Origin of the sequence: Burkholderia sola, assembly GCF_905400185.1 — a bacterium.
Taxonomy (GTDB): Bacteria; Pseudomonadota; Gammaproteobacteria; order Burkholderiales; family Burkholderiaceae; genus Burkholderia; species Burkholderia sola.
The window spans coordinates 1,123,830-1,149,260 of record NZ_FR989675.1; the positions used below are offsets into that span (position 1 = coordinate 1,123,830).

26 protein-coding genes and 4 tRNA genes are annotated in these 25,431 nt (G+C 66.0%); 18 read left to right on the top strand and 12 right to left on the bottom strand.

The window, feature by feature from the left end; all coding sequences use genetic code 11:
* Positions 1 to 122: 122 nt before the first annotated feature.
* The 6 genes from rnc to nagZ all read left to right on the top strand — a co-directional run bounded on the left by rnc (position 123) and on the right by nagZ (position 5,499).
* Positions 123 to 1,358 carry a ribonuclease III gene (gene rnc, locus KR541_RS05285; protein ID WP_050011464.1) on the top strand — a complete coding sequence of 412 codons (1,236 nt, stop codon included), beginning with the start codon at positions 123 to 125 and terminating at the stop codon, positions 1,356 to 1,358.
* 60 nt (positions 1,359 to 1,418) lie between these two features.
* Positions 1,419 to 2,318, top strand: coding sequence for a GTPase Era (gene era / locus KR541_RS05290; protein ID WP_050011463.1), 900 nt, complete (start codon positions 1,419 to 1,421; stop codon positions 2,316 to 2,318).
* The gene (gene recO, locus KR541_RS05295; protein WP_006476492.1) at positions 2,305 to 3,141 is read left to right on the top strand and encodes a DNA repair protein RecO; all 837 of its coding nucleotides are present in this window, start codon (positions 2,305 to 2,307) and stop codon (positions 3,139 to 3,141) included. Before era ends, recO begins: the two co-directional genes overlap by 14 nt.
* Positions 3,138 to 3,914, top strand: a complete 777-nt coding sequence (pdxJ, locus tag KR541_RS05300) for a pyridoxine 5'-phosphate synthase (protein WP_050011462.1) — start codon at positions 3,138 to 3,140, stop codon at positions 3,912 to 3,914. The genes recO and pdxJ overlap by 4 nt, the downstream gene beginning before the upstream one ends.
* 81 nt (positions 3,915 to 3,995) lie before the next feature.
* Positions 3,996 to 4,454: a holo-ACP synthase gene (gene acpS, locus KR541_RS05305; protein WP_050011461.1), complete on the top strand. Its 459-nt coding sequence runs from the start codon at positions 3,996 to 3,998 to the stop codon at positions 4,452 to 4,454.
* 16 nt (positions 4,455 to 4,470) lie between these two features.
* Positions 4,471 to 5,499: a beta-N-acetylhexosaminidase gene (nagZ, locus tag KR541_RS05310; protein ID WP_216089395.1), complete on the top strand. Its 1,029-nt coding sequence runs from the start codon at positions 4,471 to 4,473 to the stop codon at positions 5,497 to 5,499.
* Between the two features lie 101 nt (positions 5,500 to 5,600).
* On the opposite strand, the gene KR541_RS05315 is transcribed toward nagZ, so the two are convergent.
* The 3 genes from KR541_RS05315 to earP all read right to left on the bottom strand — a co-directional run bounded on the left by KR541_RS05315 (position 5,601) and on the right by earP (position 9,142).
* A complete protein-coding gene (locus tag KR541_RS05315) occupies positions 5,601 to 6,986 on the bottom strand; it encodes a sigma-54-dependent transcriptional regulator (RefSeq protein ID WP_216089396.1) in 1,386 nt (461 codons plus the stop codon).
* Between the two features lie 267 nt (positions 6,987 to 7,253).
* Positions 7,254 to 7,811, bottom strand: coding sequence for an elongation factor P (gene efp, locus KR541_RS05320; protein WP_044844759.1), 558 nt, complete (start codon positions 7,809 to 7,811; stop codon positions 7,254 to 7,256).
* Between the two features lie 137 nt (positions 7,812 to 7,948).
* Entirely contained in the window at positions 7,949 to 9,142 is a 1,194-nt protein-coding gene (gene earP / locus KR541_RS05325) for an elongation factor P maturation arginine rhamnosyltransferase EarP (protein ID WP_216089397.1), read from the bottom strand.
* A 76-nt stretch (positions 9,143 to 9,218) separates the two neighbouring features.
* On the opposite strand from earP, the gene uvrC reads away from it, so the two are divergent.
* The 6 genes from uvrC (at position 9,219) to KR541_RS05355 (ending at position 12,588) form a co-directional block, all read left to right on the top strand.
* Positions 9,219 to 11,264, top strand: coding sequence for an excinuclease ABC subunit UvrC (gene uvrC, locus KR541_RS05330; protein WP_050011454.1), 2,046 nt, complete (start codon positions 9,219 to 9,221; stop codon positions 11,262 to 11,264).
* 90 nt (positions 11,265 to 11,354) lie between these two features.
* Positions 11,355 to 11,942: a CDP-diacylglycerol--glycerol-3-phosphate 3-phosphatidyltransferase gene (gene pgsA, locus KR541_RS05335; RefSeq protein ID WP_006482193.1), complete on the top strand. Its 588-nt coding sequence runs from the start codon at positions 11,355 to 11,357 to the stop codon at positions 11,940 to 11,942.
* Between the two features lie 141 nt (positions 11,943 to 12,083).
* Positions 12,084 to 12,159, top strand: a tRNA-Gly gene (locus KR541_RS05340).
* A gap of 54 nt (positions 12,160 to 12,213) precedes the next feature.
* A tRNA-Gly gene (locus tag KR541_RS05345) sits at positions 12,214 to 12,289 on the top strand.
* Positions 12,290 to 12,340: 51 nt separating this feature from the next.
* A tRNA-Gly gene (locus KR541_RS05350) sits at positions 12,341 to 12,416 on the top strand.
* Positions 12,417 to 12,514: 98 nt separating this feature from the next.
* A tRNA-Cys gene (locus tag KR541_RS05355) sits at positions 12,515 to 12,588 on the top strand.
* A gap of 975 nt (positions 12,589 to 13,563) precedes the next feature.
* Here KR541_RS05355 and KR541_RS05360 read toward each other — a convergent pair.
* From KR541_RS05360 to KR541_RS05375, 4 genes are all read right to left on the bottom strand, one after another.
* Entirely contained in the window at positions 13,564 to 13,794 is a 231-nt protein-coding gene (locus KR541_RS05360; RefSeq protein ID WP_080334137.1) for a hypothetical protein, read from the bottom strand.
* Between the two features lie 87 nt (positions 13,795 to 13,881).
* Complete coding sequence (locus tag KR541_RS05365; RefSeq protein WP_050011453.1) at positions 13,882 to 14,571, bottom strand: hypothetical protein; 690 nt, start codon at positions 14,569 to 14,571, stop codon at positions 13,882 to 13,884.
* Positions 14,572 to 15,388: 817 nt separating this feature from the next.
* Complete coding sequence (locus tag KR541_RS05370) at positions 15,389 to 15,937, bottom strand: GNAT family N-acetyltransferase (protein WP_050011451.1); 549 nt, start codon at positions 15,935 to 15,937, stop codon at positions 15,389 to 15,391.
* A gap of 48 nt (positions 15,938 to 15,985) precedes the next feature.
* Complete coding sequence (locus tag KR541_RS05375; protein ID WP_050011450.1) at positions 15,986 to 16,606, bottom strand: helix-turn-helix domain-containing protein; 621 nt, start codon at positions 16,604 to 16,606, stop codon at positions 15,986 to 15,988.
* Between the two features lie 146 nt (positions 16,607 to 16,752).
* On the opposite strand from KR541_RS05375, the gene KR541_RS05380 reads away from it, so the two are divergent.
* Both KR541_RS05380 and map read left to right on the top strand, forming a co-directional pair.
* On the top strand, positions 16,753 to 16,989 hold the full coding sequence (locus tag KR541_RS05380; RefSeq protein ID WP_050011449.1) for a ParD-like family protein: 237 nt from the start codon (positions 16,753 to 16,755) through the stop codon (positions 16,987 to 16,989).
* Complete coding sequence (gene map / locus KR541_RS05385; RefSeq protein ID WP_050011448.1) at positions 16,989 to 17,795, top strand: type I methionyl aminopeptidase; 807 nt, start codon at positions 16,989 to 16,991, stop codon at positions 17,793 to 17,795. Before KR541_RS05380 ends, map begins: the two co-directional genes overlap by 1 nt.
* 103 nt (positions 17,796 to 17,898) lie before the next feature.
* On the opposite strand, the gene KR541_RS05390 is transcribed toward map, so the two are convergent.
* Together KR541_RS05390 and KR541_RS05395 are read right to left on the bottom strand one after the other, a co-directional pair.
* Positions 17,899 to 18,402: a GAF domain-containing protein gene (locus tag KR541_RS05390; RefSeq protein WP_050011447.1), complete on the bottom strand. Its 504-nt coding sequence runs from the start codon at positions 18,400 to 18,402 to the stop codon at positions 17,899 to 17,901.
* 103 nt (positions 18,403 to 18,505) lie between these two features.
* Complete coding sequence (locus tag KR541_RS05395; RefSeq protein ID WP_050011446.1) at positions 18,506 to 19,423, bottom strand: LysR family transcriptional regulator; 918 nt, start codon at positions 19,421 to 19,423, stop codon at positions 18,506 to 18,508.
* 111 nt (positions 19,424 to 19,534) lie between these two features.
* Between KR541_RS05395 and KR541_RS05400 the strand changes: the two genes are divergently transcribed.
* A complete protein-coding gene (locus KR541_RS05400) occupies positions 19,535 to 20,401 on the top strand; it encodes a pirin family protein (RefSeq protein ID WP_050011444.1) in 867 nt (288 codons plus the stop codon).
* 135 nt (positions 20,402 to 20,536) lie between these two features.
* Positions 20,537 to 21,028, top strand: coding sequence for a GNAT family N-acetyltransferase (locus tag KR541_RS05405; protein ID WP_089488277.1), 492 nt, complete (start codon positions 20,537 to 20,539; stop codon positions 21,026 to 21,028).
* 15 nt (positions 21,029 to 21,043) lie between these two features.
* On the opposite strand, the gene KR541_RS05410 is transcribed toward KR541_RS05405, so the two are convergent.
* Genes KR541_RS05410 through KR541_RS05420 form a run of 3 tightly spaced genes read right to left on the bottom strand, consistent with a single transcriptional unit; the run spans position 21,044 to position 23,041 of the window.
* On the bottom strand, positions 21,044 to 21,913 hold the full coding sequence (locus KR541_RS05410) for a cytochrome c oxidase assembly protein (RefSeq protein ID WP_050011442.1): 870 nt from the start codon (positions 21,911 to 21,913) through the stop codon (positions 21,044 to 21,046).
* 10 nt (positions 21,914 to 21,923) lie between these two features.
* Positions 21,924 to 22,370: a copper chaperone PCu(A)C gene (locus KR541_RS05415; RefSeq protein ID WP_050011440.1), complete on the bottom strand. Its 447-nt coding sequence runs from the start codon at positions 22,368 to 22,370 to the stop codon at positions 21,924 to 21,926.
* Positions 22,371 to 22,378: 8 nt separating this feature from the next.
* Positions 22,379 to 23,041, bottom strand: coding sequence for an SCO family protein (locus KR541_RS05420; RefSeq protein ID WP_425542604.1), 663 nt, complete (start codon positions 23,039 to 23,041; stop codon positions 22,379 to 22,381).
* 235 nt (positions 23,042 to 23,276) lie between these two features.
* Here KR541_RS05420 and otsB point away from each other — a divergent pair, with 235 nt between their 5' ends.
* Together otsB and otsA are read left to right on the top strand one after the other, a co-directional pair.
* Complete coding sequence (otsB, locus tag KR541_RS05425; RefSeq protein WP_124556928.1) at positions 23,277 to 24,029, top strand: trehalose-phosphatase; 753 nt, start codon at positions 23,277 to 23,279, stop codon at positions 24,027 to 24,029.
* On the top strand, positions 24,026 to 25,411 hold the full coding sequence (gene otsA / locus KR541_RS05430) for an alpha,alpha-trehalose-phosphate synthase (UDP-forming) (protein WP_124556929.1): 1,386 nt from the start codon (positions 24,026 to 24,028) through the stop codon (positions 25,409 to 25,411). The genes otsB and otsA overlap by 4 nt, the downstream gene beginning before the upstream one ends.
* Positions 25,412 to 25,431 lie beyond the last annotated feature (20 nt).

The window sequence follows — 25,431 nt, forward strand, 5'->3', positions numbered from 1 at the left end:
CGGGCCGCGTCGCGTCGTGCCGAACGACTTTAAGAACCGGCGGTAACACCGCCTCGTCACGCCTTTTCGTGTCCGGCCGTGCCGTTTCGGCCCGACCGGGCGCCCGCGTTATACTCCTGCACATGCCCTCATCCCAGTTGGAAAGCCGGCTGCGCTACGAATTTCGCAATGCGGAATTGTTGCGCCAGGCTTTGACCCATCGCAGTCACAGTGCCACGCACAACGAACGGCTCGAGTTTCTCGGCGATTCCGTTCTGAATTGCGCGGTGGCCGCCCTTTTGTTCCAGCGGTTCGGCAAGCTGGACGAAGGTGACCTGTCGCGCGTACGCGCCAACCTCGTCAAACAGCAGTCGCTGTACGAAATTGCTCAGGCCCTGAATATTTCGGACGGCTTGCGGCTGGGCGAGGGCGAGTTGCGCAGCGGCGGGTTCCGCCGCCCGTCGATCCTCGCGGACGCGTTCGAAGCCATCATCGGGGCCGTATTCCTCGATGGCGGCTTCGAAGCCGCCCAAGGGGTCATCAAGCGCCTCTATATCCCGATTCTCGACCACATCGATCCGCGCACGCTCGGCAAGGACGCGAAGACGCTGCTGCAGGAATACCTGCAGGGGCACAAGATCGCGCTGCCCACCTATACGGTCGTCGCGACGCATGGTGCGGCGCACAATCAGCAGTTCGAGGTCGAGTGCACGGTGCCGAAGCTGGACGTGAAGGTATCGGGTTCCGGCGCGAGCCGGCGCGCGGCCGAGCAGGCCGCCGCGAAGAAGGCACTCGACGAAGTGATGGCGGCCGCGCCGATGCTGGCCGCGAAGCCGAAGCGCTCGAAAAACGCGCGTGGGTCCAAGCATGTCGAACCCGAGATCGTGCCGGGTGTGAAGGGCGTGCAGGAAGCGCTCGACCTGCGCTCGCCCGAGCGGAAGGAACGTGCGGCGGCGCGCGAGGCCCGGGCGGCCGGCGCGGTGCCGGCGGTAACCGTTGCGGCTGCTACTGCGGCTGCGGGCGTCGAGCCGGCCGTCGCGCCGATGGCCGCGATTCGCGCGGCGCATGTCGAGCCGGCAACGGACAAGGGCGAACGGGCGGCGAAGCCGGCGACCGACAAGGTGGCCGACAAACCGGCCGAGCGGGCCGACAAGGCCGCGGAAAAGCCCGCCGAGGCCGCGCCGCGCGCAGCCGACAAACCGGCCGGCCATGCGGCCGATCCGGCATCGTCGTCGGCCGACAAGCCTGCGGCGGGCGCCGATTCCGCCGCGCGCGCGCCGGCGCGCGCACGCGATGCCGCGGCGCCCGACGCCGACACGCCGCCCGGCGGCGCGAGCCTGGCTGCCGCGCAGGCGCGCGTGGCCGATGCCGACCACTGAATTGCCCATCGATCGTGCCGCGCGCCGCGCGGCCGTTTCCGAACCTGTCTCCCAAACGATATGAACACTCCCGCTCCTACCGGTTTCCGTTGCGGCATGATCGCGATCGTGGGCCGCCCGAACGTCGGCAAGTCGACGTTGATGAACGCACTCGTCGGCCAGAAGATCAGCATCACGTCGCGCAAGGCGCAGACGACCCGTCACCGCATCACCGGCATCAACACGTTCGACGACGCGCAATTCGTGTTCGTCGACACGCCCGGCTTCCAGACCCGTCACAGCACCGCGCTGAACCGTTCGCTGAACCGCGCGGTCACGTCGACGCTGACGTCGGTCGACGTGATCCTGTTCGTGATCGAGGCCGGCCGCTTCGGGCCCGACGACCAGAAGGTGCTCGACCTGATCCCGCCCGGCATGCCGACGCTGCTGATCGCGAACAAGATCGACCGCGTGAACGACAAGGCCACGCTGTTCCCGTTCATGCAGAAGGTGAGCGGGTTGCGCGAGTTCACCGAGCTCGTGCCGCTGTCCGCGCAGAAGCCGGAAGACATCAAGCGCCTGCTGGACACGATCAAGCCGTACCTGCCGGAAGGCGAGCCGATCTACGGCGAGGACGAACTGACCGACCGCAGCTCGCGCTTTCTCGCGGCCGAAATCCTGCGCGAGAAGGTATTCCGCTGGACCGGCGACGAGCTGCCGTACACGAGCACCGTGCTGATCGACAAGTTCGAGGAGGAGGGCCGCCTGAAGCGCATCTTCGCGACGATCCTCGTCGAGCGCGATTCGCACAAGGCGATGGTGATCGGCAAGAAGGGCGAGAAGCTCAAGCAGATCAGCACCGAGGCGCGGATGGACATGGAGAAGCTGTTCGACGGCCCCGTGTACCTCGAGACCTTCGTGAAGGTGAAGAGCGGATGGGCCGACAACGAGGCGGGGCTGCGTGCCTATGGGTACGAATGACGCGCTGACGTCGACCGAAGACGCGGTGACGGCCGGCGCGAACGACGCGCCGCTGCCGGCACCGCCCGAACCGCCGCGCAAGGCGCGGCGCGCGACGTCTCGCACGTCCGATTTCCGCGTCGCCGAGCAGCCGGCGTTCGTGCTGCACAGCTACCCGTATCGGGAAACGAGCCTGATCGTCGACGTGCTGACGCGCGACCACGGCCGGCTCGCGCTCGTCGCGAAGGGCGCGAAGCGCCCGCACTCCGCGTTGCGCGGCGTATTGCAGACCTTCCAGCCGCTGCTGCTGTCGTGGTCCGGCAAATCCGAGGTGCGCACGCTGACGGGCGCCGAGTGGGTCGGCGGGATGCTGCCGCTCGGCGGCGACGGGCTGTTGTGCGGTTTCTACGCGAACGAGTTGCTCGTGAAATTCTGCGCGCGCGAGGATCCGCAGCCGCCGCTGTTCAATCATTACGTGCTGACGCTCACGCGTCTCGCGCACGGCGAGCCCGCCGTGCAGGTGCTGCGCTCGTTCGAGCGCGTGCTGCTGCGCGAGACCGGCTATGCGATGGCGCTGAACCGCACGGTCGCGCGTCGCGCGGTCGAACCCGAGCGCCGCTACGTGTTCGATCCGGAGCGCGGCGTGCGCAATGCGGACGACGACGTGCCGTCGCACTGGCCGGTCATCACCGGGCAGACGTTGCTCGACATGGAGCAGGACGATTACCATCGAGCCCAGACGGTCGCGCAGAGCAAGACGCTGATGCGCTTCCTGCTGAACACCTATCTCGGCGGCACGCCGCTCGCCACGCGTCAGATCCTGATCGACCTGCAAAACCTATGAGCTTCTTCCTGACCACGCCCACCGCCATCGACCTCGGCGTGAACATCGACCACGTCGCGACGCTGCGCAATGCGCGCGGCACACGCTATCCCGATCCGATCCGCGCGGCGCTCGCCGCCGAAGAGGCCGGTGCGGATGCGATCACGCTGCATTTGCGCGAGGATCGTCGTCACATCGTCGACGCCGACGTGCGCGAACTGCGCCCGCTGCTGAAGACGCGCATGAATCTCGAATGCGCGGTGACGGCCGAGATGCTCGACATCGCGTGCGAAGTGCGTCCGCACGACGCGTGCCTCGTGCCGGAGAAGCGCGCGGAACTGACGACCGAAGGCGGTCTCGACGTGGCCGGCCACTTCGAGGCCGTGCGCGCGGCGTGCAAGCAGCTCGCCGACGTGGGCGTGCGCGTGTCGCTGTTCATCGACCCGGACGACACGCAGATCCGCGCCGCGCACGAAGCCGGCGCGCCGGTGATCGAGCTGCATACGGGCCGCTACGCCGAAGCGCACGACGAAGCGGAGCAGCAGCGCGAATACGAGCGTATCGTCGCGGGCGTGCAGGCCGGCGCGCGGCTGGGCCTGAAGGTCAATGCGGGCCACGGGTTGCACTACACGAACGTGCAGCAGATCGCCGCGATCGACGGCATCGTCGAACTGAACATCGGCCACGCGATCGTCGCGCACGCGATCTTCGCGGGCTGGGACAACGCGGTGCGCGAGATGAAGGCGATCATGGTCGCCGCACGCGTCGCCGCGCTGCACGGCGGCGCACGGTGACGATGCGAGGCTGCCGCGCCCCGCACGCCGTGTGCGACGCGCCTGACCCGGGCTCGCCGGGCCACTCCGGCGGAGACTGACATGGCGATCTACGGCATCGGTACCGACATCGCGCAGGTGAGCCGCGTCGCGGCCGTGCTCGAACGCACGGGCGGCCGGTTTGCCGAGAAGGTGCTCGGCCCCGACGAACTGCGCGTGTTCCACGCGCGGCGCGCACGCTCCGAGGCGCGCGGCATCGCGTTTCTCGCGACGCGCTTCTCCGCGAAGGAAGCGTTCTCGAAGGCGATCGGGCTCGGCATGCACTGGCCGATGACGTGGCGCGCGCTGCAGACGCTCAACCACCCGAGCGGCGAGCCGTACGTGGTCGCGTCGGGCGAGCTGGCCGACTGGCTGGCCGCGCGCGGCATCACGGCGCGCGTGACGGTCAGCGACGAACGCGACTACGCGGTGTCGTTCGTGGTCGCCGAGACGGACGCTGAAACGGCCGCTGAAACGGCCGCCGCGCGTGCCCCTGCACCTGTTTCCCGAACCTCCTCCTGACGGAATTCCCGATCTGATGAAAACGACTCCCGGCCCGGTCATGCTCGACGTCGTCGGCACGAGCCTGTCGCGCGACGATGCGCGGCGCCTCGCGCATCCGAATACCGGCGGCGTGATCCTGTTCGCGCGGCACTTCCAGAATCGTGCGCAACTGACCGCGCTGACCGACGCGATCCGCGCGGTGCGCGAAGACATCCTGATCGCCGTCGATCACGAGGGCGGGCGCGTGCAGCGGTTCCGCACCGACGGCTTCACGGTGCTGCCCGCGATGCGCCGCCTCGGCGAACTGTGGGATCGCGACGTGCTGCTCGCGACGAAGGTCGCGACCGCCGTTGGCTACATCCTCGCTGCCGAATTGCGCGCGTGCGGGATCGACATGAGCTTCACGCCCGTGCTCGACCTCGACTACCGGCACTCGAAGGTGATCGGCGATCGTGCGTTCCATCGCGATCCGCGCGTCGTCACGCTGCTCGCGAAGAGCCTGAACCACGGGCTGTCGCTCGCCGGCATGGCGAACTGCGGCAAGCATTTTCCCGGGCACGGTTTCGCGGAGGCCGATTCGCACGTCGCGCTGCCGACCGACGACCGCCCGCTCGATGCGATCATCGAGCAGGACGTCGCGCCGTACGACTGGCTCGGGTTGTCGCTTGCCGCGGTGATTCCGGCGCACGTGATCTACACGCAGGTCGACAAGCGGCCGGCCGGATTCTCGCGCGTGTGGTTGCAGGACATCCTGCGCGGCAAGCTCGGCTTCACGGGCGCGATCTTCAGCGACGACCTGTCGATGGAGGCTGCCCGCGAAGGCGGCACGCTCACGCAGGCGGCCGACGCCGCGCTCGCCGCCGGTTGCGACATGGTGCTCGTGTGTAACCAGCCGGACGCGGCCGAAGTCGTGCTGAACGGATTGAAGGCGCGGGCTTCGGCCGAATCGGTGCGGCGCATCAAGCGGATGCGCGCGCACGGCAAGGCGCTCAAATGGGACAAGCTGATCGCGCAGCCCGAGTATCTGCGGGCGCAGGCGCTGCTGAAGAGCGCGCTGGCGTAAGCGGACAGGGATGGTGCGCAGCGCCGTTCCGGTCGCCGGAATGAATTTGAACGCAACTAACGGTCAGATCCGGCCAGCGCCCGTATTCAGGCGCCCGCCGCTCAGTTCACCTTCATGCGCTGCAACTTGTTGTACAGCGTCTTCGGGCTGATGCCGAGCAGCGTCGCCGCACGGTGGCGCGTCCCGCCGACCGCGTCGAGCGTCGCGCGGATCAGCAGATCCTCGACGTCCGACAGCGGCGTGCCGACCTTGATCTGCACGCTGCTGCCGTTCAGCGCGGCGCCGGCGGAGAAGCTGGCCTCGCCGGCACGCAGCGTCTCGATGAAGTCGCCCGATGCGTCGTACGCGAAACGCACGCGTTCCTGCAGTTCGCGCACGTTGCCCGGCCATTCGTACGACAGACAATCGCGCACGAAGCCTGGCGCCGCGCGCTTGTCGGTCGTGCTGCGGCCGGTTGCGCGCGCTTCGCGGTTCAGTTCGTCGATCTGCGCGTCCGCGATCGCGAGCGCATCGCCGTCGCGCTCGCGCAGCGGCGGCATCGTGATCGACGCCGCGTCGAGACGCAGCCACAGATCCTCGCGCAGCGTGCCGTTCGCCACCGCTTCGCGCGCCGGACGGCGCGTGGCCGCGATCAGCCGGAAATCGCTGGTGATCGAACTCGTGCCGCCGATCCGCATGAAGTTCTGCGAATCGAGCGCGTGCAGCAGCGCTTCCTGGAGCACGAGCGGCAATGCGGTGATTTCGTCGAGGAACAGCGTGCCGCCGCCGGCCTGCTCGAACAGGCCCGATTCGCGGCGTTCGGCGCCGTCGAACGCGCCGCGTTCATGGCCGAACAGCACGCTGTCGAGCGACGCGCCGTGCCGGCCGGCCTGCGAGAGCATCCGGCAGTCGAACGAGACGAACGGCCCCTTGCGGCGCCGGCTCAGTTCGTGCAGCGTGCGCGCGGCCAGCTTCTTGCCGGTGCCGGCTTCGCCCGAGAACAGCACGGCCGTTTCGGTGCGGGCGTTGTGCTCGATCATGTCGTACACGTGCTGCATCGCGTCGCTGCGACCGACGAGCGCACCGAAGCGGCCGAGATGGCGCAGCGACGCACGCAGCGACTGCACTTCGTCGATCAGTTCGTACGGGCGGGGAATCCGCGCGAGCAGGCTGCGCAGACGCGGGATGTTGATCGGCTTGAGCAGGTAGTCCCAGATGCCGTGACGCAGGCCCTCGATGGCGCTCTCGACCGTCGCGTTGCCGGTCAGCACGATCACGGGCAGCGAGCCGTTCGGCTGTTGCTGCGGCAGGTGCTGGAGCAGGTCGAACCCGCTGCCGTCCGGCAGGTTCAGGTCGACGAGCACGACGTCGGGGATCGAGCGGCCGAGCGCCGTGCGCGCTTCGGCGAGCGACGTGGCCGTGTCGACCGAGAAGCCGTCTGCGGCGAGCAGCGCGGTGAGGCCTGACAGGCTGTTGGGATCGTCTTCGACAATCAGGGCGTGTGGCATGGTGGACGCGAGTCGAGTCAAGAGAGGCGGGCTGTCGGCCAGCGGACCGCAGCCGCATGTCGGATTAAAGACTGATTTTATGCCCCACCGAACGCGTCACGCGCATTATTTCTCCGGCGCTATAAAACAGTTACCGATGATACAAATTGAATATCTTTACCGGTGGCTTTTGTGCTGCTTCCGGCGCCGAGTTGTGGCAGCTGTTGACGCCAGACAAACAAAAAGCGCCCCGAAGGGCGCTTTGTTCGATGCGGGTATCGCCGACGATTACGCGCGGCTGCGGTATTCGTTCGTGCGCGTATCGATTTCGATCTTGTCGCCGGTGTTGCAGAACAGCGGCACTTGCAGTTCGAAGCCGGTCGCCAGCTTCGCGTTCTTCAGCACCTTGCCCGACGACGTGTCGCCCTTCACGGCCGGTTCCGTGTAGGTGATTTCGCGAACGAGGATCGTCGGCAGTTCGACCGAGATCGCCTTCTCGTTGTAGAACACGACTTCGCAAGCCATGCCGTCTTCGAGGTAGTTCAGCGCTTCGCCCATCATTTCGGCTTCGACTTCGTACTGGTTGTAGTCGGCGTCCATGAACACGTACATCGGGTCGGCGAAGTACGAGTACGTCACTTCCTTGCGGTCGAGCACGACGACGTCGAACTTGTCGTCAGCCTTGTAGACCGATTCCTGACCTGCGTTCGTCAGCAGGTTCTTCATCTTCATCTTGACGACGGCCGAGTTACGGCCCGACTTGTTGTATTCCGCCTTTGCGATGACCCATGCTTCGCTGCCGATCTGCACGACGTTGCCTACGCGGAGTTCCTGTGCGGTCTTCATAAAAACTGTCCTGATCCAATCAAATAAATAGGTGCCTGAGCGTTGCGCAACGGCTGACGGCGCAAGCGGCGGGGCGTTCCGGGGGGCGCCAAGCGCCCAAACGCGAGCGCTTGCGTGGTCAGCCGTCGGATAACCGCTTATTTTAACTGAGATTTTGCGTATTCCGCCAGCTTTCCCGCGAGATCGCCGACGGCCGAGAGCGCGTCGGCCCAGCGGCGTGCATTGGCGTGCAGCGCGGCGCGATGTTGCCAGAAATCGGCCCAGTCGGGCGTGCCGGCGCCGTTCCATGCATGCCAGAACCGTTCGAGCGCCACGCGCGGCGCATCGGCGAGGCCGGCCGACAGGTGCGCGAGCGCGGCGTCGAGCTTGGGCAGGTGCACGTCGTCGGCCTGCGGGTAGATGTGCCACACGAACGGCTTGCGCGCCCATTGCGCGCGCACGAACGAATCCTCGCCGCGCACGAAATTGAGATCGGCGACCCACAGCAGCGGGTCGTAGTCGGCCTGCGGCACGAACGCGAGGCCATGGGCGGTCAGGTTGCCGCTGTGCACGTGGGCGCCCGCCTCGAACGCTTCGACCCCGAAAAACCGCGCGACGGCGGGCGACAGCCGCCCGACCGGCACGAGCGCAACGACCGTCGACGGACCGTCGCGCCACTGCGCGAGCAGTGCGTCGACGGCCGGGTTCTCGTAGGCGAACAGGCTGACGACCGTCGTGCCGGGCGCCGGCGGCGGGCCGCCGGTCGCGCGCTGCCACCACGCGGCGCGCGCTGACGGATCGGCGTCGAAGGCCGCGCGGCGCGTGTCGAGGTCGCGCTCCTTCGGCACGCCGCCGGTCCCGGCCGACAGGCCCGGGAAGAAGAACGTCTTCAGCAGCGGGTAGCGCGGATGCGGCGACGGCCGCAAATGGAAATCGGCGACCCAGTCCTCGGCGCTCAGGTACTCGAGGTTGATCCACACGGGGCGCCGCGCGCGCCGCGCCATCGCCGCGAGATACGGGCCGGGCAGTTCGCACGCGAACGCCTCGATCACGACATCGGCGATGTCCAGCGCGTCGCCGACTTCCGCGTGCCAGTGCTCGATCACGATCGCATCGACCGTTTGCCGCCCCGCGTCGGGATCGACTTCGGGCAGCAGGCGCGCGAACGTGTGCAGGTCGTCGACGAACAGCCGAACCTGCCAGCCGTGCTCGTGCGCGAGCTGGCGCGCGACGCGCCAGCACACGCCGATGTCGCCGAAATTGTCGATCACCGTGCAGAAGAGGTCGCAGGCGATCGGTTCGCCCGGCGCGAGCGGGACGGCGGAGAGGGGGCCAGCGGCGGGGTGTGGCATCGAAGCGGGCGGGTGGATGCTCTAAACTGGCGATTCTAATAGACCCGTTCCGCGTTACAAGGCGCCCGGATCACGCATGACATCCCCAGAAGCCTCCGATACTCCGTTCGAACCGAAGAAGATCCTTGCGCAGTTGCCGCACATGCCGGGCGTCTATCGCTATTACGACACGGCGGGCGCCGTGCTCTACGTCGGCAAGGCGCGCGACCTGAAAAAGCGCGTGTCGAGCTATTTCACGAAGACGCAACTGTCGCCGCGCATCGCGATGATGGTCACGCGCATCGCGCGCATCGAAACGACGGTCACGCGCTCGGAAGCCGAAGCGCTGCTGCTCGAGAACAACCTGATCAAGGCGCTCGCGCCGCGTTACAACATCCTGTTTCGCGACGACAAGTCGTATCCGTACCTGAAGCTCACCGCGCACCGTTTTCCGCGGATGGCGTACTACCGCGGCTCGGTCGACAAGCAGAACCAGTACTTCGGGCCGTTCCCGAGCGCATGGGCCGTGCGCGAGAGCATCCAGATCCTGCAGCGCGTGTTCCAGTTGCGCACCTGCGAGGATTCCGTCTTCAACAACCGCACGCGGCCGTGCCTGCTGCATCAGATCGGGCGTTGCACGGCGCCGTGCGTCGGCGCGATCTCCGGCGAGGATTACGCGGTCGACGTGTCGAACGCCGCGCGGTTCCTGCTCGGCCGGCAGTCCGAAGTGATGAAGGAACTCGAGCAGAAGATGCACGCGTTCGCGGCCGAGCTGAAATTCGAGCAGGCGGCGGCCGTGCGCAACCAGATGAGCTCGCTCGCGACGGTGCTGCACCAGCAGGCGATCGAGGTCGGCAGCGACAGCGACGTCGACATCCTGGCCGTCGTCGCGCTGGGCGGACGCGTGTGCGTGAACCTCGCGATGGTGCGCGGCGGCCGGCACCTCGGCGACAAGGCGTATTTCCCGACGCATGTCGAAAGCGCACTGACGCTCGCCGAGGGCGGTCTCGGCGAAGAGGCCGAACCGGTGGAGGCGGTCGGTGCGACGGTCGGCTCGACGGTCGATGCGGTGCCCGATCAGGCTGCGGAAGAGGCCGGCGGCGCGCGCGGCGCGGCCGCAGCGTCGGTCGAGGCCGAGGTGCTCGATGCGTTCATCGCGCAACACTATCTCGGCAACCGCGTGCCGCCCGTGCTCGTCGTCAGCCATGCGCCGGCGAGCCGCGACCTGCTGGAGCTGCTGTCCGAGCAGGCCGGCTACAAGGTGTCGCTGGTGCGGCAGCCGCAGGGACAGCGGCGCGCGTGGCTGTCGATGGCCGAGCAGAACGCGCGGCTCGCGCTCGCGCGGCTGCTGTCCGAGCAGGGCTCGCAACAGGCGCGCACACGCGCGCTGGCGGACACGCTCAGCTACGACAGCGACGATCTGGCGACGCTGCGGATCGAATGCTTCGACATCAGCCATACGATGGGCGAGGCGACGCAGGCGTCGTGCGTCGTCTATCACCATCACAAGATGCAGTCGAGCGAATACCGCCGCTACAACATCACGGGCATCACGCCGGGCGACGATTACGCGGCGATGCGGCAGGTGCTCACGCGCCGCTACGAGAAGATGGTCGAGCAGGCCGCGCAGGCGGCGGCCGCCGACGAAGCGGCCGGCATCGACGGCGAATCGACGCGCGAGGCCGAAGCGTCGAGCCTGCTGCCGAACATCGTGCTGATCGACGGTGGCAAGGGTCAGGTCGAGATCGCGCGGCAGGTGTTCACCGAGCTCGGCCTCGACACGTCGATGCTGGTCGGCGTCGCGAAAGGCGAGGGGCGCAAGGTCGGCCTCGAGACGCTCGTGTTCGCGGACGGCCGCGCGCCGCTCGAACTCGGCAAGGAGAGCGCCGCGCTGATGCTCGTCGCGCAGATCCGCGACGAGGCGCACCGCTTCGCGATCACCGGCATGCGGGCGAAGCGGGCGAAGGCGCGCCAGACGTCGCGGCTCGAGGAGCTCGAAGGCGTCGGCGCGAAGCGCCGGCAGCGGCTGCTCGCGCGCTTCGGCGGGCTGCGCGGCGTGGTGGCCGCGAGTGTCGAGGAACTGGCGAGCGTCGAAGGCATTTCGCGCGCGCTCGCCGAGCAGATCTACAAGCAGCTTCACTGACGCGGCCGTGCGGCCGGCGGCGTTGCCAGCGTTCTTGTGGCAGGCCGGTCGACACGGCACAATTGCGAATCCTTTACTGTCCCGCATGCCATGCCGTTCAATTTCCCGATTTTCCTGACGTGGGTACGGATCGTGCTGATTCCGCTCGTCGTCGGCGTGTTCTATCTGCCGGACACGGTGATGGGCGGCGCGCACCGCAATCTCGCGGCGGCGGCGATCTTCATCCTCGCCGCGCTGACCGACTGGTTCGACGGCTTCCTCGCGCGCAAGTGGAACCAGACGTCGTCGTTCGGCGCGTTTCTCGACCCGGTGGCGGACAAGCTGATGGTCACGGCCGCGCTGCTGATCCTCGTGCAGATTTCGCGGGTCGACGCGGCGATCGCGCTCGTGATCGTCGGTCGCGAGATCGCGATTTCGGCGCTGCGCGAATGGATGGCGCAGATCGGCGCGTCGAAGAGCGTCGCGGTGAACCAGCTCGGCAAGTTCAAGACCGCGTGCCAGATGGTCGCGATTCCGATGCTGCTGTTCTACGGGCCGCTGCCGCTCGGCATCGTGACGATCGATACGCGCGTGTGGGGCGAGTGGCTGATGTACCTGGCCGCGGTGCTGACCATCTGGTCGATGCTGTACTACATGAAGCTCGCATGGCCGCAGATTCGCGAGCGCGGCGGCGCGTGACCTGCTGCGCCGGTTCGGCAGCGGTTTTTGTAAAAAGGGTTGGAAAAGCCCTTGACACACGAATGTGCCTTCGACATAATCTCGCTTCTCCGCTGCACGACGAATTAAGTGTGTGACGGGGAAGCAGTAGCGCAGCAATACGCGGGAGTAGCTCAGTTGGTAGAGCGCAACCTTGCCAAGGTTGAGGTCGCGAGTTCGAGACTCGTCTCCCGCTCCAGATTTTTTTCTGGCAGCGTGTTGGTTGGCAAAGCGCTGCAGATGCAGGACACATGCGGGAGTAGCTCAGTTGGTAGAGCGCAACCTTGCCAAGGTTGAGGTCGCGAGTTCGAGACTCGTCTCCCGCTCCAGATTTTTCTGGCAGCGTGTTGGTCGGCGAAGCGCTGCAGGTGCAGGACAATGCGGGAGTAGCTCAGTTGGTAGAGCGCAACCTTGCCAAGGTTGAGGTCGCGAGTTCGAGACTCGTCTCCCGCTCCAGTAATGGGGAAGCCACGCTTCCCTTTTTATTTGATGGACTTCCGGTCCTCGAATAAAAATCTGCCGCTTGCCTCACGGCATCCGGACAGTCCGCTTTTGGCGCGATAGCAAAGCGGTTATGCAGCGGCCTGCAAAGCCGTTTAGGCCGGTTCGACTCCGGCTCGCGCCTCCAGGTAGAACGAGATAAAGCCCTGATTCGTCAGGGCTTTTCTTTTTTCTGCGGCGCTTTCATTCTCGTAAGTAAATCACCCGGAGCAATACAAAGCCGCCTCGAACCACTCAAGAGGCACGCGTAACCACGCCTGCAGGCGAAGCATCGGCTCGGGCATGGTCAGGAACGGGCACCGTTCTTCACCGCATCGGGTTTCAGGGTTACTGGGCGGACGTAGCGACACCAGTCGTCGCGTTACCCGAGCCGACGTCGGGACGACCAGGATGCGATCAGCGTCGCTCCGCACGCGGTTTTCATGCCATCGATGGCGATTTTTCGGCCGTCGAACGTGTGAGGGTAATACCGCCCCGTGGCCGCAGGATCGGAACGAGGGCTTCGTACTGCGGGGAGGAGTGGTACTTGCGGCCGCCGCCGGTAATGGGCTTTCCATCAATGGTGGCGGTCGCGCTGCCCTCCGGCTTCGGGCGCACATGCAGAGTTCCGGCACGAAGCGCTGTTCGAGCGTCATTTCTTGAAAGTGGCTGCGCTCCAGCCGCCGCGCAACTCGTCCAACCCGTTTGGAAGGTCTTTCTATGGCAGGGCCCGACCGTGCGACCGTAATATCGGAAGACACTAAAAAACCCCTGCCACAACGAGGGAAGTGGCAGGGGGCTGCGAGCGCACCGTTTAGGCACGAGATAAAGATGCGCCACAAATATAAAAGCAGTCGTTGGGATGTTAAATAACTACGCCATTCTTCCTGCTATTGCATCGTCCGGGCAGGCAGTGTGATTTTGAGGGGCGATTGACCGTCGATCTCGTCGCGATGGATTGCTACGTGTCAATCGACATAGGCGGTATCGACAGAAAATCTCCGAATAACCAGGGCGGTTCACAGGAGAATTCCTTTGCCGACGGGTTCGGTCCGGCAAAAATGTCGGCATCGTCGAAATTCGTGCAATCACGTCTGAAGTCGTCCCTCAATACCAAGGCCCGTCAATCGTTTACGTTCTCACAGCTCTTCGGGCCGTCGCCCCAGCTCTTTCCTCCACCGTTCGTGCACTGGCGCTTGGTATATTGCTCGGGCAATTGACCTTTCGGCAGTTTTCCGTCGGCAGGGCAATTGTGATGGTAATAGCAAAAGGATTTTTCGGCGGCGCCGGCTTCTCCGTTGAACACAAGGCAGGCCATCAAGGTCGGAAAGAGAATCTTGGCAATGGTTCGCATATCAATTGTCCACATCGGAAAATTTTGTGTAACAAGACAGGCGCCGTAACGGCGCCTGTCCCTCGCATGACAAGAGCACGTAGCCGTTTAGTTGCCGTACTCGAGCAAAATCCCTGATCGCGTCGGTTGCGCAGCAATGATTCTGTCCACCACACTATTTTCGACGGCCACTTGCTGGCCATATGTGACGTTGAGCTTGATCGTGTTGCCGTCCATGTATGCATTGACGGTTGCGAGGTTCTGCCCGCTGGGATAAGACAGCTGTAGCGGACCCACGACGACGTTGCTCGAGATCACTTCGCCGAGGACGAGTGAATTGAACAAGCCGACCCAATAAGTCGGTGTCACCTGGAACTGAGCCGATGCGCCGCTGACCACGCCCTTCTTGAACACGGATCCCTGACCGCTCATGCCGATACCAAGGTTCGCGAGATTGGTCGACTTGTTGTTGATCAGGACGGAATCCGGAGGTACGGAACCGGACCCCGGCACCAATTGCTGGACGTTGTCTTTAAAAATGCAGTCCCATGACGTCCCCAATTCCGTCGTCAGCGTCTGACTGGCTTTGTAGACTCCGATGCCGCCAATCTGCTGGTAATTGGCAATGGCGACGTTATAGAAAATATCCCACGTCACACCGCTGGCGCCACTTTGAGGAACGGTCGTTTGCTTCCACGACACGCTTTCCAATCCAATGGAACTCGGCAGGGTCTGATATACAGCCATGGTCCAGGTTTGCTTGGTGTCGTTGTTGAAGTCGACATAATAGGAAGTCATTTTCGGTCTCCACGATGAAAGATGGATTTGGTGTTTCGCCACACTCGGTTCATGGATGGCTTGATTTTTTACATAAACGCCTCCGCAATCTGCGATTGACGATCCGATACTCTTTAGCAGGCAAAATTCACGGCATCTGCGATTCGGGCTGTATATTTTCGGCAATGTTCAGCGTTCGCGCCCAGAAAATGTTTTTTCGTCGGCAATAGGTCTTTCTGCCCTGTCTGCGGCCGCCAGGGGTCTTGGTGAAATTTCCCGATAATTTTAAAAAAATGGTGCCGTAATGATTTTCATGTGGCAAGCAATAATCAGATCTGTAGATCCCCGTCAGATCATATTAGGAAATTTCCTTAAATAAGGTGTGGCAAGCTATCTATCGTTTACCCCTAGTAGTTGATTTGATGATTTCATATCCAATTAAATTGAATGTTTCTCCATTGGGAATGAAGATTATTTTTGTCAGCACTGGGCGTTGTAGTTTCGGCTTCGAATTCAGGTGCAGATCACGATATCTGCATCAGACGTGCTTGCGTGGACGATCTCTATTGCGCATTTAAAGACGGTTGCCGCAGTAAATGCTAGCCGCCGCATCTTGCGTCGATTATATATCCACGTAAAAGAAGGCGGCATTCAAGGTGAATGCCTGATAAATAAAAATACGGCTGCCGTTGCCGCTCTGCTGAAAATTGCCCGTGCCGCTCGCGCGTCGTTACATAGTGGGTCGAGAGACTGGTCGGAAGAGAGCGTCCGGTGGCAAAACGATGCGGGTAGGGTGGGGTAAGTCTTGGCGTCGATTTATGCGCCGGCCGCAAAGCAATTACCCATCCACCGGCTGCACCGGCGTCTCGAGCTTCAGTTGATAGAACGCCGCATCGAGCCAACGGCCGAATTTGAATCCGGCCTCCGCGATCGTGCCCGCGTGCTCGAACCCCAGTTTCGTATGCAGTGCGATGCTGCCGGCGTTGGCCGCGTCGATGCAGCCGACCAGCACGTGGACCTGCGCTTCGCGCGCACGCCGGACCACTTCGCGCAGCAGCAGTTCGCCGAGCCCGCGACCGCGCTGATCGTTGCGCACGTAGACGCTGTGCTCGACCGTGTACTTGAATGCCGGAAACGCGCGGAACGTACCCCAGCTCGCGAAGCCGAGCAGCGTGCCCGCCGCGTCGACGGCGCCGATGATCGGAAAGCCGCCCGCGCGCTTCGTCGCGAACCACGTGATCATCGCTTCCGGCGGGCGCGGCCGGTAGTCGTACAGCGCGGTCGAGTTCACGATCGCGTCGTTCAGGATCTCGAGAATGGCCGCCGCGTGTTCGGCCTCGCTGCAATCGATCAGGCGCACGTCGTCGCGCTGTGTCGGGGAATTCATACGTTTCCTTCCTGTTTGGCTAAACCGGTTGCACACACGGCGCGCGCATTACGCGCCGCGCATGCCGGCGGCGGATGCATCGCAAATCGCGACGATATAGCGCGCCGCATGCGGCGACGGATTGCTGAAGATCAGCGGCTGGTCGAGCCGCATCGCCAGGCAGTCGCCTTCGCGAAGTTCGTGAAGCGTATCGCCGAACGTGACGTCGACGCGGCCGCTGATGATCCACACCTGCTGATGCAGCGCGCTTTCGCGCCCGCCGCTGTCGTACGCGACGCGCGCGCCGGGCGGGAAATCGACCTCGACGAGCTGGATCGGCGACGGCCAGCCGGCCGGCGACAGGTTGCGTCGCACATAGCCGGACGCCGGATCGCGCCATTCGGCCTGCTGCGCGCGCCGTGCGAGCGGCTGGGCGGGCGCGTCGTCCCGGTCGCCGCCGAACAGCCCGGCCAGCGACACGCCGAGGCCGGCCGCGAGCTTGTCGAGCACGACGGCCGTCGGGCTGGCCGCCGCGCGTTCGATGAGCGAGATCATCGAACGGCTGACGCCGGAACGCGCGGCCAGCGCGTCGAGTGTGTAGCCTCGGACGGTGCGCAGGTCGCGCACGCGCCGGGCAATGCGCTCGTTGATGCCGGTATCGTCGGCCGCGGTGATCGTTGATTCTTTCATGATGGATTGATTTTCCAGCAAACTGGAATTTGATGTCAATGGCATTTCCGGCCGCTGGGCGGCGGGAGGCGCGCGCGAACGGCTTGCCCGGTCGTCGTGCACGGCGTAATATACGAAACAGCTACGTTTCGTTTAATTGGGGATATATGGGCATCATCAAGATTTCCGAGCACATGCATGAACGGCTGCGCTCGACGAGCACGGCGCTGAGCCGTTCGATCAATGCACAGGCCGAACACTGGCTGCGCGTCGGGATGCTGGCGGAACTCAATCCGGCGCTCTCCTACGGCGACATCTGCAAGATGTTGATCGAGGCCGAGGCGCGGGGCGGCGACGTGGGGCCGGCCGAGACGGTCGCGCAGAGCATCGAGCAGGTGGCGTAATGGGGAAACGCGAAATTCCGATCCGCGGTGCCGCGGAAATCGCCAAGTCGCGCGAAGCCGCGAAGCTCGCGTCGCAGGTGCTGACGATGATCACCGAGCACGTGAAGCCGGGCGTCACCACCGACGAGCTCGACGCGCGCTGCCGCGAATACATCGTCGACGAACTGGGCGCGATCCCCGCGAACATCGGCTACCACGGCTATCCGAAGACGCTGTGCACGTCGGTCAATCACGTGGTCTGTCACGGCATTCCGACGTCGCGGCCGATGCGTGACGGCGATATCGTGAACCTCGACATCGCGGTGATCAAGGACGGCTGGTTCGGCGATACGAGCCGCATGTATTTCGTCGGCGAACCGAACGAACTCGCGCGGCGGCTCGTCGCGTCGACCTACGAGGCGATGCATGCCGGCATCCGCGCGGTGCGTCCCGGCGCGACGCTCGGCGACGTCGGCTATGCGATCCAGCAGGTCGCCCATCGCGAAGGATTCAGCGTGGTGCGCGAGTATTGCGGACACGGGATCGGCGACGTCTATCACGACGAGCCGCAGGTGCTGCATTACGGTCGCCCGGGCACCGGCCTGCCGCTGCGGCCGGGGATGATCTTCACGATCGAGCCGATGCTGAACGCGGGCAAGCGCGACACGCGCATGCTGGCCGACGGCTGGACCGTCGTCACGGCGGACCATTCGCTGTCCGCGCAGTGGGAGCACATGGTCGTGGTGACGGAAACGGGCTTCGAGGTGCTGACCGAGGACGCGAAGCCGCAGGGGTTCGCCGCGCTTTCGGGCACGCACGCGGCCTGACGCCGGTCGTGCGCCGCAGACGGCGGCGCGGCATTGCAATGAAACGGGCCCCTTCGCGGGGCCCGTGTCGTTCGCGGCGGCCAGCGCCGCGGCGCCGCGACGCTTAACCGCGCGCCTTCTGCCACGCGTGTTCGACGAACACGCGGCACAGCGCTTCCATCCCTTGGCGGTCTTCGTCGTCGAAGCGCGCGGCGACCGGGCTGTCGACGTCCCATACGCCGATCAGCGTGCCGTCGGCGGCCACCAGCGGCACGACGATTTCCGATTCCGACGCCGCATCGCACGCGATATGGCCGGGGAAGTCGTGCACGTCGCGCACGACCTGCGTCTCGCGCGTTTGCGCGGCCGTGCCGCACACGCCCTTGCCGAGCGCGATCCGCACGCACGCGGGCTTGCCCTGGAACGGCCCGACCACGAGCTCGGCGCCGTCGAAGAAGTAGAAGCCCGCCCAGTTCAGGCGATCGAGCGAGTGATACACGAGCGCGGAGAAATTCGCGGCGTTCGCGGTCAGGTCGCGTTCGGATTCGACGAGCGCGCGTGCCTGCTCGACGAGCGTCGCGTATTGATCGGCCTTGGAGGCGGTAGGGTCGTTGGACAGCGTGAACATGGCGGGAAAGCGATAGGGGTTGTGAAAATGCGCATTGCGCGTACCGCAGTCTACGGCACGCGCGCGCGGTCTGCAGCGCACGGTTGTGCGTGATGCGGCGCGTTCAGTCGGGTTCGAGTTCGGCGAACCGCTCGGCCAGGAAATCGAGCAACGCCCGCACCGCCGGCAGCAGCCCGCGGCGCGACGCGAACACCGCGTGCACGATTTCGCGGCGCGGCGCCCAGTCGGGCAGCACGGTGACCAGTTCACCGCGCGACACCTCGTCGCGCACCATCATCGTCGGCAACTGCACGACGCCGACGCCCGCGGCGGCCGCCGCGCGCAGCGCGAGCATGCCGCCCGTCACGAAGCGCGGTTGGTGATGGATTTCCGCGTGCGCGCCGTCGGGCCCGCGCAGCCGCCACACGTGCGTGGACTGCGGCACGCCGTGATCGAGGCTCGGCAGGCGCGTCAGATCGGCGGGAACGGCCGGCACGCCATGCTCGCGCAGCAGCGCGGGGCTCGCGACGAGGCACTGGCCGCGCTCGGCGAGCACGCGCAGCGCGAGATCGCTGTCCTCGAGCGGCGGCGGCCGCACGCGGATCGCGACGTCGATCCCTTCGCCGACCACGTCGACGCGCCGGTTGGTGGCTTCCAGGTGAATCTCGACGCGCGGGCACGCGGCCATGAACGCGGCGATCATCGTGCCGACCAGCGAATCGAGCAGCACGATCGGGCAACTGACGCGCACGATGCCGCGCGGCTCCTCGTGCAGCAGCGCGATCGCCTCGTCGGCGGCATCGGCCTCGACGAGCATCGCGCGGCAATGCGCGTAATAGGTCTGCCCGACGTCGGTGACCGTGAAGCGGCGCGTCGAACGCTGGATCAGCCGCATCCCGAGCCGCGCCTCGAGCAGCGCGATACGGCGGCTCAGCTTCGATTTCGGCATGTCCAGCGCGCGCCCGGCCGGCGCGAAGCCACCATGTTCGACGACCTGCACGAAGTAGTAGAGATCGTTCAGATCCCGCGCTTTATCGTTCATGAAATGGAACGCTGAGTGCGATTTCGGCAGTCTACCGGATCGATCGTTCCATCTCTATATTGTCGCTCATGGATGCGAAACACGGGTTTCGCCGCAATTCGGAGAAGGCAAATGAAGAAGATCCAGGGTGTGTACAGTGCGCCGCGCGGCCATTGGGTCGGCGACGGTTTCCCGGTGCGTTCGATGTTCAGCTACCAGTCTCACGGCACGCACCTGAGCCCATTCCTGCTGCTCGATTACGCCGGCCCGGCGACGTTCGAACCGGCGAGCGCGCCGCGCGGTGTCGGCCAGCATCCGCACCGCGGGTTCGAAACGGTGACGATCGTCTATGACGGCGAAGTCGCGCACCGCGACTCGACCGGCGCGGGCGGCACGATCGGCCCGGGCGACGTGCAGTGGATGACGGCCGCGAGCGGGATCCTGCACGAGGAATTCCACTCGGAGGCGTTCACGACGCGGGGCGGCCCGCTCGAGATGGTGCAGCTGTGGGTGAACCTGCCCGCCGCGGACAAGATGGGCGCGCCCGGCTACCAGACGCTGCTGAACGCCGATATCCCGGTGGTCGAGCTGCCGGACGGCGCGGGGCGCGCGCGGATCATCGCCGGTGAGTTCGACGGGCGGCGCGGCCCGGCCCGCACGCACACGCCGATCGACGTGTGGGACGTGCGGCTCGTGGCGGGCGGCCATGCGCGGTTCCCGGTCGCCGAAGGGCGCACGCTCGCGGTGGTCGTGCTGAGCGGCACCGTGCTGGTGAACGGCGAGACGGTGGCGCGCGAAGCGCAGTTCGTGCAACTCGGCCGCGACGGCAGCGACGTCGAGATCGAAGCGAACGGCGACGCGAAGCTGCTGATCCTGAGCGGCGAGCCGATCGACGAGCCGGTCGTCGGTTACGGCCCGTTCGTGATGAATTCGCAAGAGGAAATCCGGACCGCGATCGACGATTTCAACAGCGGCCGCTTCGGCCAGATGCCGGCATGACCGCATGACGAGCAGGCCCCGCGCGATGCGGGGCCTTTTTTTCGCGCGCGGGCAGGCGGTCGCGCGCGACGCGTGCTTCGAGGCATAATCGACGGTTGCCGCGCGCCGGCCGGCGCGCCCGAATCAGGACCGCACATGAACGCCTCCGCACCCGCCGCATCCCCGAGCGCCGCCGATCTCGACTGGCGCTGGAAACCCTTCGACGCGCTGACGGCACGCGAAATCTATTCGATCCTCGAAGCGCGCAGCGCCGTATTCGTCGTCGAACAGAACTGCGTGTATCGCGACATCGACGATGCGGACCAGGCCGCGTGGCACCTGGCCGCCTTCGATCCGGCCGGCCGCCTGGCCGGCTATCTGCGCGTGCTGCTGCCGGACGCGCAGCACACCGACGTGCGCATCGGCCGCGTGCTGACGACCGCCGCGTTTCGCGGCGCGGGCCTCGGCAACGGGCTGCTGTCGCGCGCGCTCGAGCATATCCGCGCGCAATGGCCTGATACGCCGGTGAGCCTGCATGCGCAGGCCCACTTGCAGCGTTTCTACGGGGCATTCGGCTTCACGCCGAGTTCGGACGTGCACGACGAGGACGGCATCCCGCACGTGTGGATGAGCAGCGCGCGAGCATGACGCGCGCCGCGGCGGTCAGTGCGCGGTGCGTGCGACCGGCGGCTTGTCCGCGCGCTGCGCGACCCGTTCGCCGATCAGGCGCCCGCGCGCGGACAGCCGCAGCCAGTGCCGCAGTGCGATCAGCGCGCCGATCACGCTCATCATCGAGCCGGGAATCCACAGCAGCAGGCCGCCGATCTGCTGGTCGCGCAGCGGGCTCAGCCACGTGAACGCGCGGCCGCAGATCGAATAGATCGGATACAGCTCGTGCGGCGTGAAGAAGATCAGCGCGCCGAGCGCGATCTGCGGCGGGATCGCCGCGACGACGATCAGGATCCGGCGGCCCGGCGACAGCCGCGCGGGCGGCGCGGGGCGCGGATCGACGACGAGCCACCAGAACAGCAGCCCGTCGATCACCATGCTCCAGTTCATCACGCGATAGAGGCGCCAGTCGAGCATCGCGATGAAGTGGATCGGCGACAGCAGCCAGAAATAGATCAGCCCGACGAACAGCACGACTGCGACGACCGGATGGAACACCACGTCGAGCGTCGCCCGCACCGGCGCCCACGCGAGCGCGGGGCGCACGAAGCGCTGCCGCCAGCGGAACGGAATGCCCGCACGGATCGCCGCGCCCGGATAGGACAGCGCGATGAAGAACGGCCCGAGATGGTGCAGCACGAGGTGCTGCGCGCGGTGCAGGAAGAATTCATGCTCGAAGAAGTAGTCGAGCCGCGTGTGCAGCGCGATGTAGAGCGCGGTCAGCCCGAACCAGAACGAGAACTGCCGCAGCGGCGACACCTTCGCCTTCCTCGCGCCGCGCGCGAACAGCACGGCGGCCGTCAGCACCGCGATGACCACGGTCGGCGACGGTTCCCACGGATCGAGCCAGTACAGGACGTTCATCGCGCGCGCATCACTTCGTCTTGGCCGGCGATTTCACGGCGAACGGCGCATCGACCGTTTCGCCGTCGGAGAATTTCAGGCGCAGGTGCACGGTGTCGCCGGGCTTGATCGCGTGCTTCGGTTCCTCGAGCATGAAGTGATAGCCGCCCGGCGCGATGTCGACCTTGCCGCGCGCGGGGATCGTCAGCTTGTCGACCATTTCCATCTTCTGCGTCGAGCCGTTCGACACCGTCTGGTGCAGCATCGCCATCCCGTAGTCGGGGCTGTCGACGTCGACGAGGTCGATCGGCTTGTCGCCGGTGTTCACGAGCGTCACGTAGCCGCCCGCGGGCAGCTTGTTCGGCAGCCAGCGCACCCACGCGTTCTGCGCGCTGATCGCGCCGGCGGCATACGCGTGCGCGCCGGCGCACAGCGCGGCGACGAGGGCGAACGTCTTGAAGGTCGTTTTCGTGTTCATGGCGGAATTCAGGTCGTGGAGGCAGTGTCGATGATCCGGCGCACATCGGCGGCGATGGCGTCGGGCGAATCGCGATCGGTCGCGAGCAGGCGTGCGCGGCCGGTCGCGTCGAAGACGTAGACGGCCGAGCTGTGCGTCACTTCGTAGCCGCCGGACGGATCGCGTTTTTCCATCTGGTACGCGACGCGATAGCGCTTCGCGAGCGATTCGATCTGGCCGTCGGTGCCGGTCAGGCCGCGCGCATGCGCAGCGTCGAACGCGGCGACATAGGACTGCATCGCCTGCGGCGTATCGCGCGCGGGGTCGACCGAGACGAACAGGATGCGCACGTTATCCGCCTGCGGGCCGAGCTTCGCCAGCACTTCCATCAACCGCGCCAGCGTTTCGGGGCAGACGTCGGGGCAGTGCGTGTAGCCGAAGTAGACGAGCGCGACGCGGCCGCGGAACGCGTCGGCGTCGACGGGACGGCCGTCGCCGCCCGTCAGCTCGAACGACAGGTCGGGCAGGTGGCCGGTGACGTTGGTCAGGTTCCAGCGCGGCTCGTCGTGCGTGCACGCGGCGAGCGCCACGGCGGCGGCGAGGGCCGCGGCCGTGCGGATGAGGCGGGAGAGGCGAGACGGCATCCTGGGGCTCGATCGGGCGAAATGGGTGACCGGCCGGCGCGATGCCATGCGTCGCGCGGCAGGCGGTTGCGACTGTAGCGCAATTCGCGCGCCTGCGTCCTTTTGAAACCGGTACGGGGCCGGCGAGCGGGGCAATATGTCGCAGTTGACGCGGCGGGCGGCGCGACGTCCGCGCTGCCCCGGTTTCGCCCATCTGGGGGCGCAGGCGCGGTAAGATGCGCACAACTCCATTCGCGCAGTGGCGGCCTGCGTTTTGCCGGCCGGCCCTCAGACTATCGAATCGATGCAATCCGTTCCGGCTTCCCTGTCCCTGACCGATACCGCGTTCTTCTTCGACTTCGACGGCACGCTCGTCGAGCTGGCGCCGACCCCCGACAGCATTCACGTTCCGCCGTCGCTGCTGACGCTGCTCGACGAGTTGTCGCGCCGCTCGCACGGCGCGGTCGCGATCGTGTCCGGACGCGGGATCGACAACCTCGACACGTTCCTGAAGATGCCCGGCCTGCCGATCGCCGGCCTGCACGGCGCGGAGCGCCGCGACGCGAACGGCGACACGCAGCGCATCGGCTTCAACGACGAGCGCCTGCTGCGCATCGAGCGCGAGCTCGCAGGCGTGGTCGATCGCCATCCGGGCATGCTGCTCGAAATCAAGGGTGCGGCCGTCGCGCTGCACTTTCGCAATGCGCCCGAGCGCGAGGCGGTGGCGCGCGAAGCGGCCGAGCGCCTCGTCGCCGACTATCCGGATGCGTACGTGCTGCAACCCGGCAAGATGGTGTTCGAGATCAAGCCGAAGGGCGTCGACAAGGGGCGCGCGCTGGCCGCCTTCCTCGACGAGCCGCCGTTTGCGGGCCGCGTGCCGCTGTTCGCGGGCGACGACCTGACCGACGAGAAGGGCTTCGCGGTGGTCAACGCGCGCGGCGGCCTGTCGATCAAGGTCGGCGCGGGCGAGACGTCCGCGCGGATGCGGCTCGATTCGGTCGACGCACTGCATGAGCAGATCGCACGCTGGCTCGACGCGGGGCAACCGCACGCATGAGCCGGCTCATCATCGTTTCAAACCGCGTCGCACCGATTTCGGAAGGCGAACCGGCGGCGGGCGGCCTCGCGATCGGCGTCTACGACGCGCTGAAGGAAACCGGCGGCATGTGGTTCGGCTGGAGCGGCGAAGTGGTCGCGTCCGGCGCGCCGCAGCCGCAGATCCGCATCGAGGAGCGCGGGCCGGTGACGTTCGCGACCGTCGGGCTGTCGCGCCGCGATTACGACCAGTACTACCGCGGTTTCTCGAACGCGACGCTGTGGCCCGCGTTTCACTACCGCGCGGACCTGATCCAGTACGATCGCCACGAATTCGACGGCTACCGCCGCGTCAACGTGTGGCTCGCGCAGCAGCTCGTGCCGCTGCTGCAGGACGACGACGTGATCTGGGTGCACGACTATCACCTGATTCCGTTCGCGCGCGCGCTGCGCGACGCAGGCGTGAAGAACCGCATCGGCTTCTTCCTGCACATCCCGTTTCCGGCCGCGCAGGTGCTCGTCAACGTGCCGCCGCACCGCGAGCTCGTCGAGTCGCTGTGCGCGTTCGATCTGCTCGGCTTCCAGACCGAGCCCGATCTGCGCGCGTTCTGCGACTACGTCGCGTTCGAGGCGGACGGCGAGGTCGAGCACGACGGGCACACGGCGCACGTGCGGGCGTTCGGCCAGACGCTGCGCGCGGCCGCCTATCCGATCGGCGTGTATCCGGACGAGATCGCGTCGCTCGCGCAGGCGGGCGAGCACGGCAAGGCGGTGCGCACGCTCGCGACGTCGCTGCGCGGGCGGCAACTGATCATGAGCGTCGACCGGCTCGATTATTCGAAGGGGCTCGTCGAGCGCTTCCGGGCGTTCGAGAAGCTGCTCGAGCATCAGGCGTCGATTCGCAACCGCGTGTCGTTCCTGCAGATCGCGCCGTCGACGCGCGCGGACCTGCGCGCGTATCAGGACATCCGGCTGCAGCTCGAAGCGGAGTCGGGGCGCATCAACGGGCGCTACGCGGAGCTCGACTGGGCGCCGATCCTCTACATTCACCGCCAGTACGACCGGCAGCTGCTGGCCGCGCTGTACCGGCTCGCGCGCGTGGGTTTCGTGACGCCGCTGCGCGACGGGATGAACCTCGTCGCGAAGGAGTACGTGTCCGCGCAGAATCCGGACGATCCGGGCGTGCTGGTGCTGTCGCGCTTCGCGGGCGCCGCGCGCGAGCTCACGGGCGCGCTGATCGTCAATCCGATCGATATCGACGGGATGGCCGATGCGCTGTCGCAGGCGCTGACGATGCCGCTCGCCGAACGGCGCGCACGCTATGCGGACATGATCGCGCAGCTTCGCGAGAACAACGTGTCGGTGTGGCGGGACAATTTTCTGCGCGATCTGCAGCAGGTCTGATCCCGATCCATTGCTGCCGC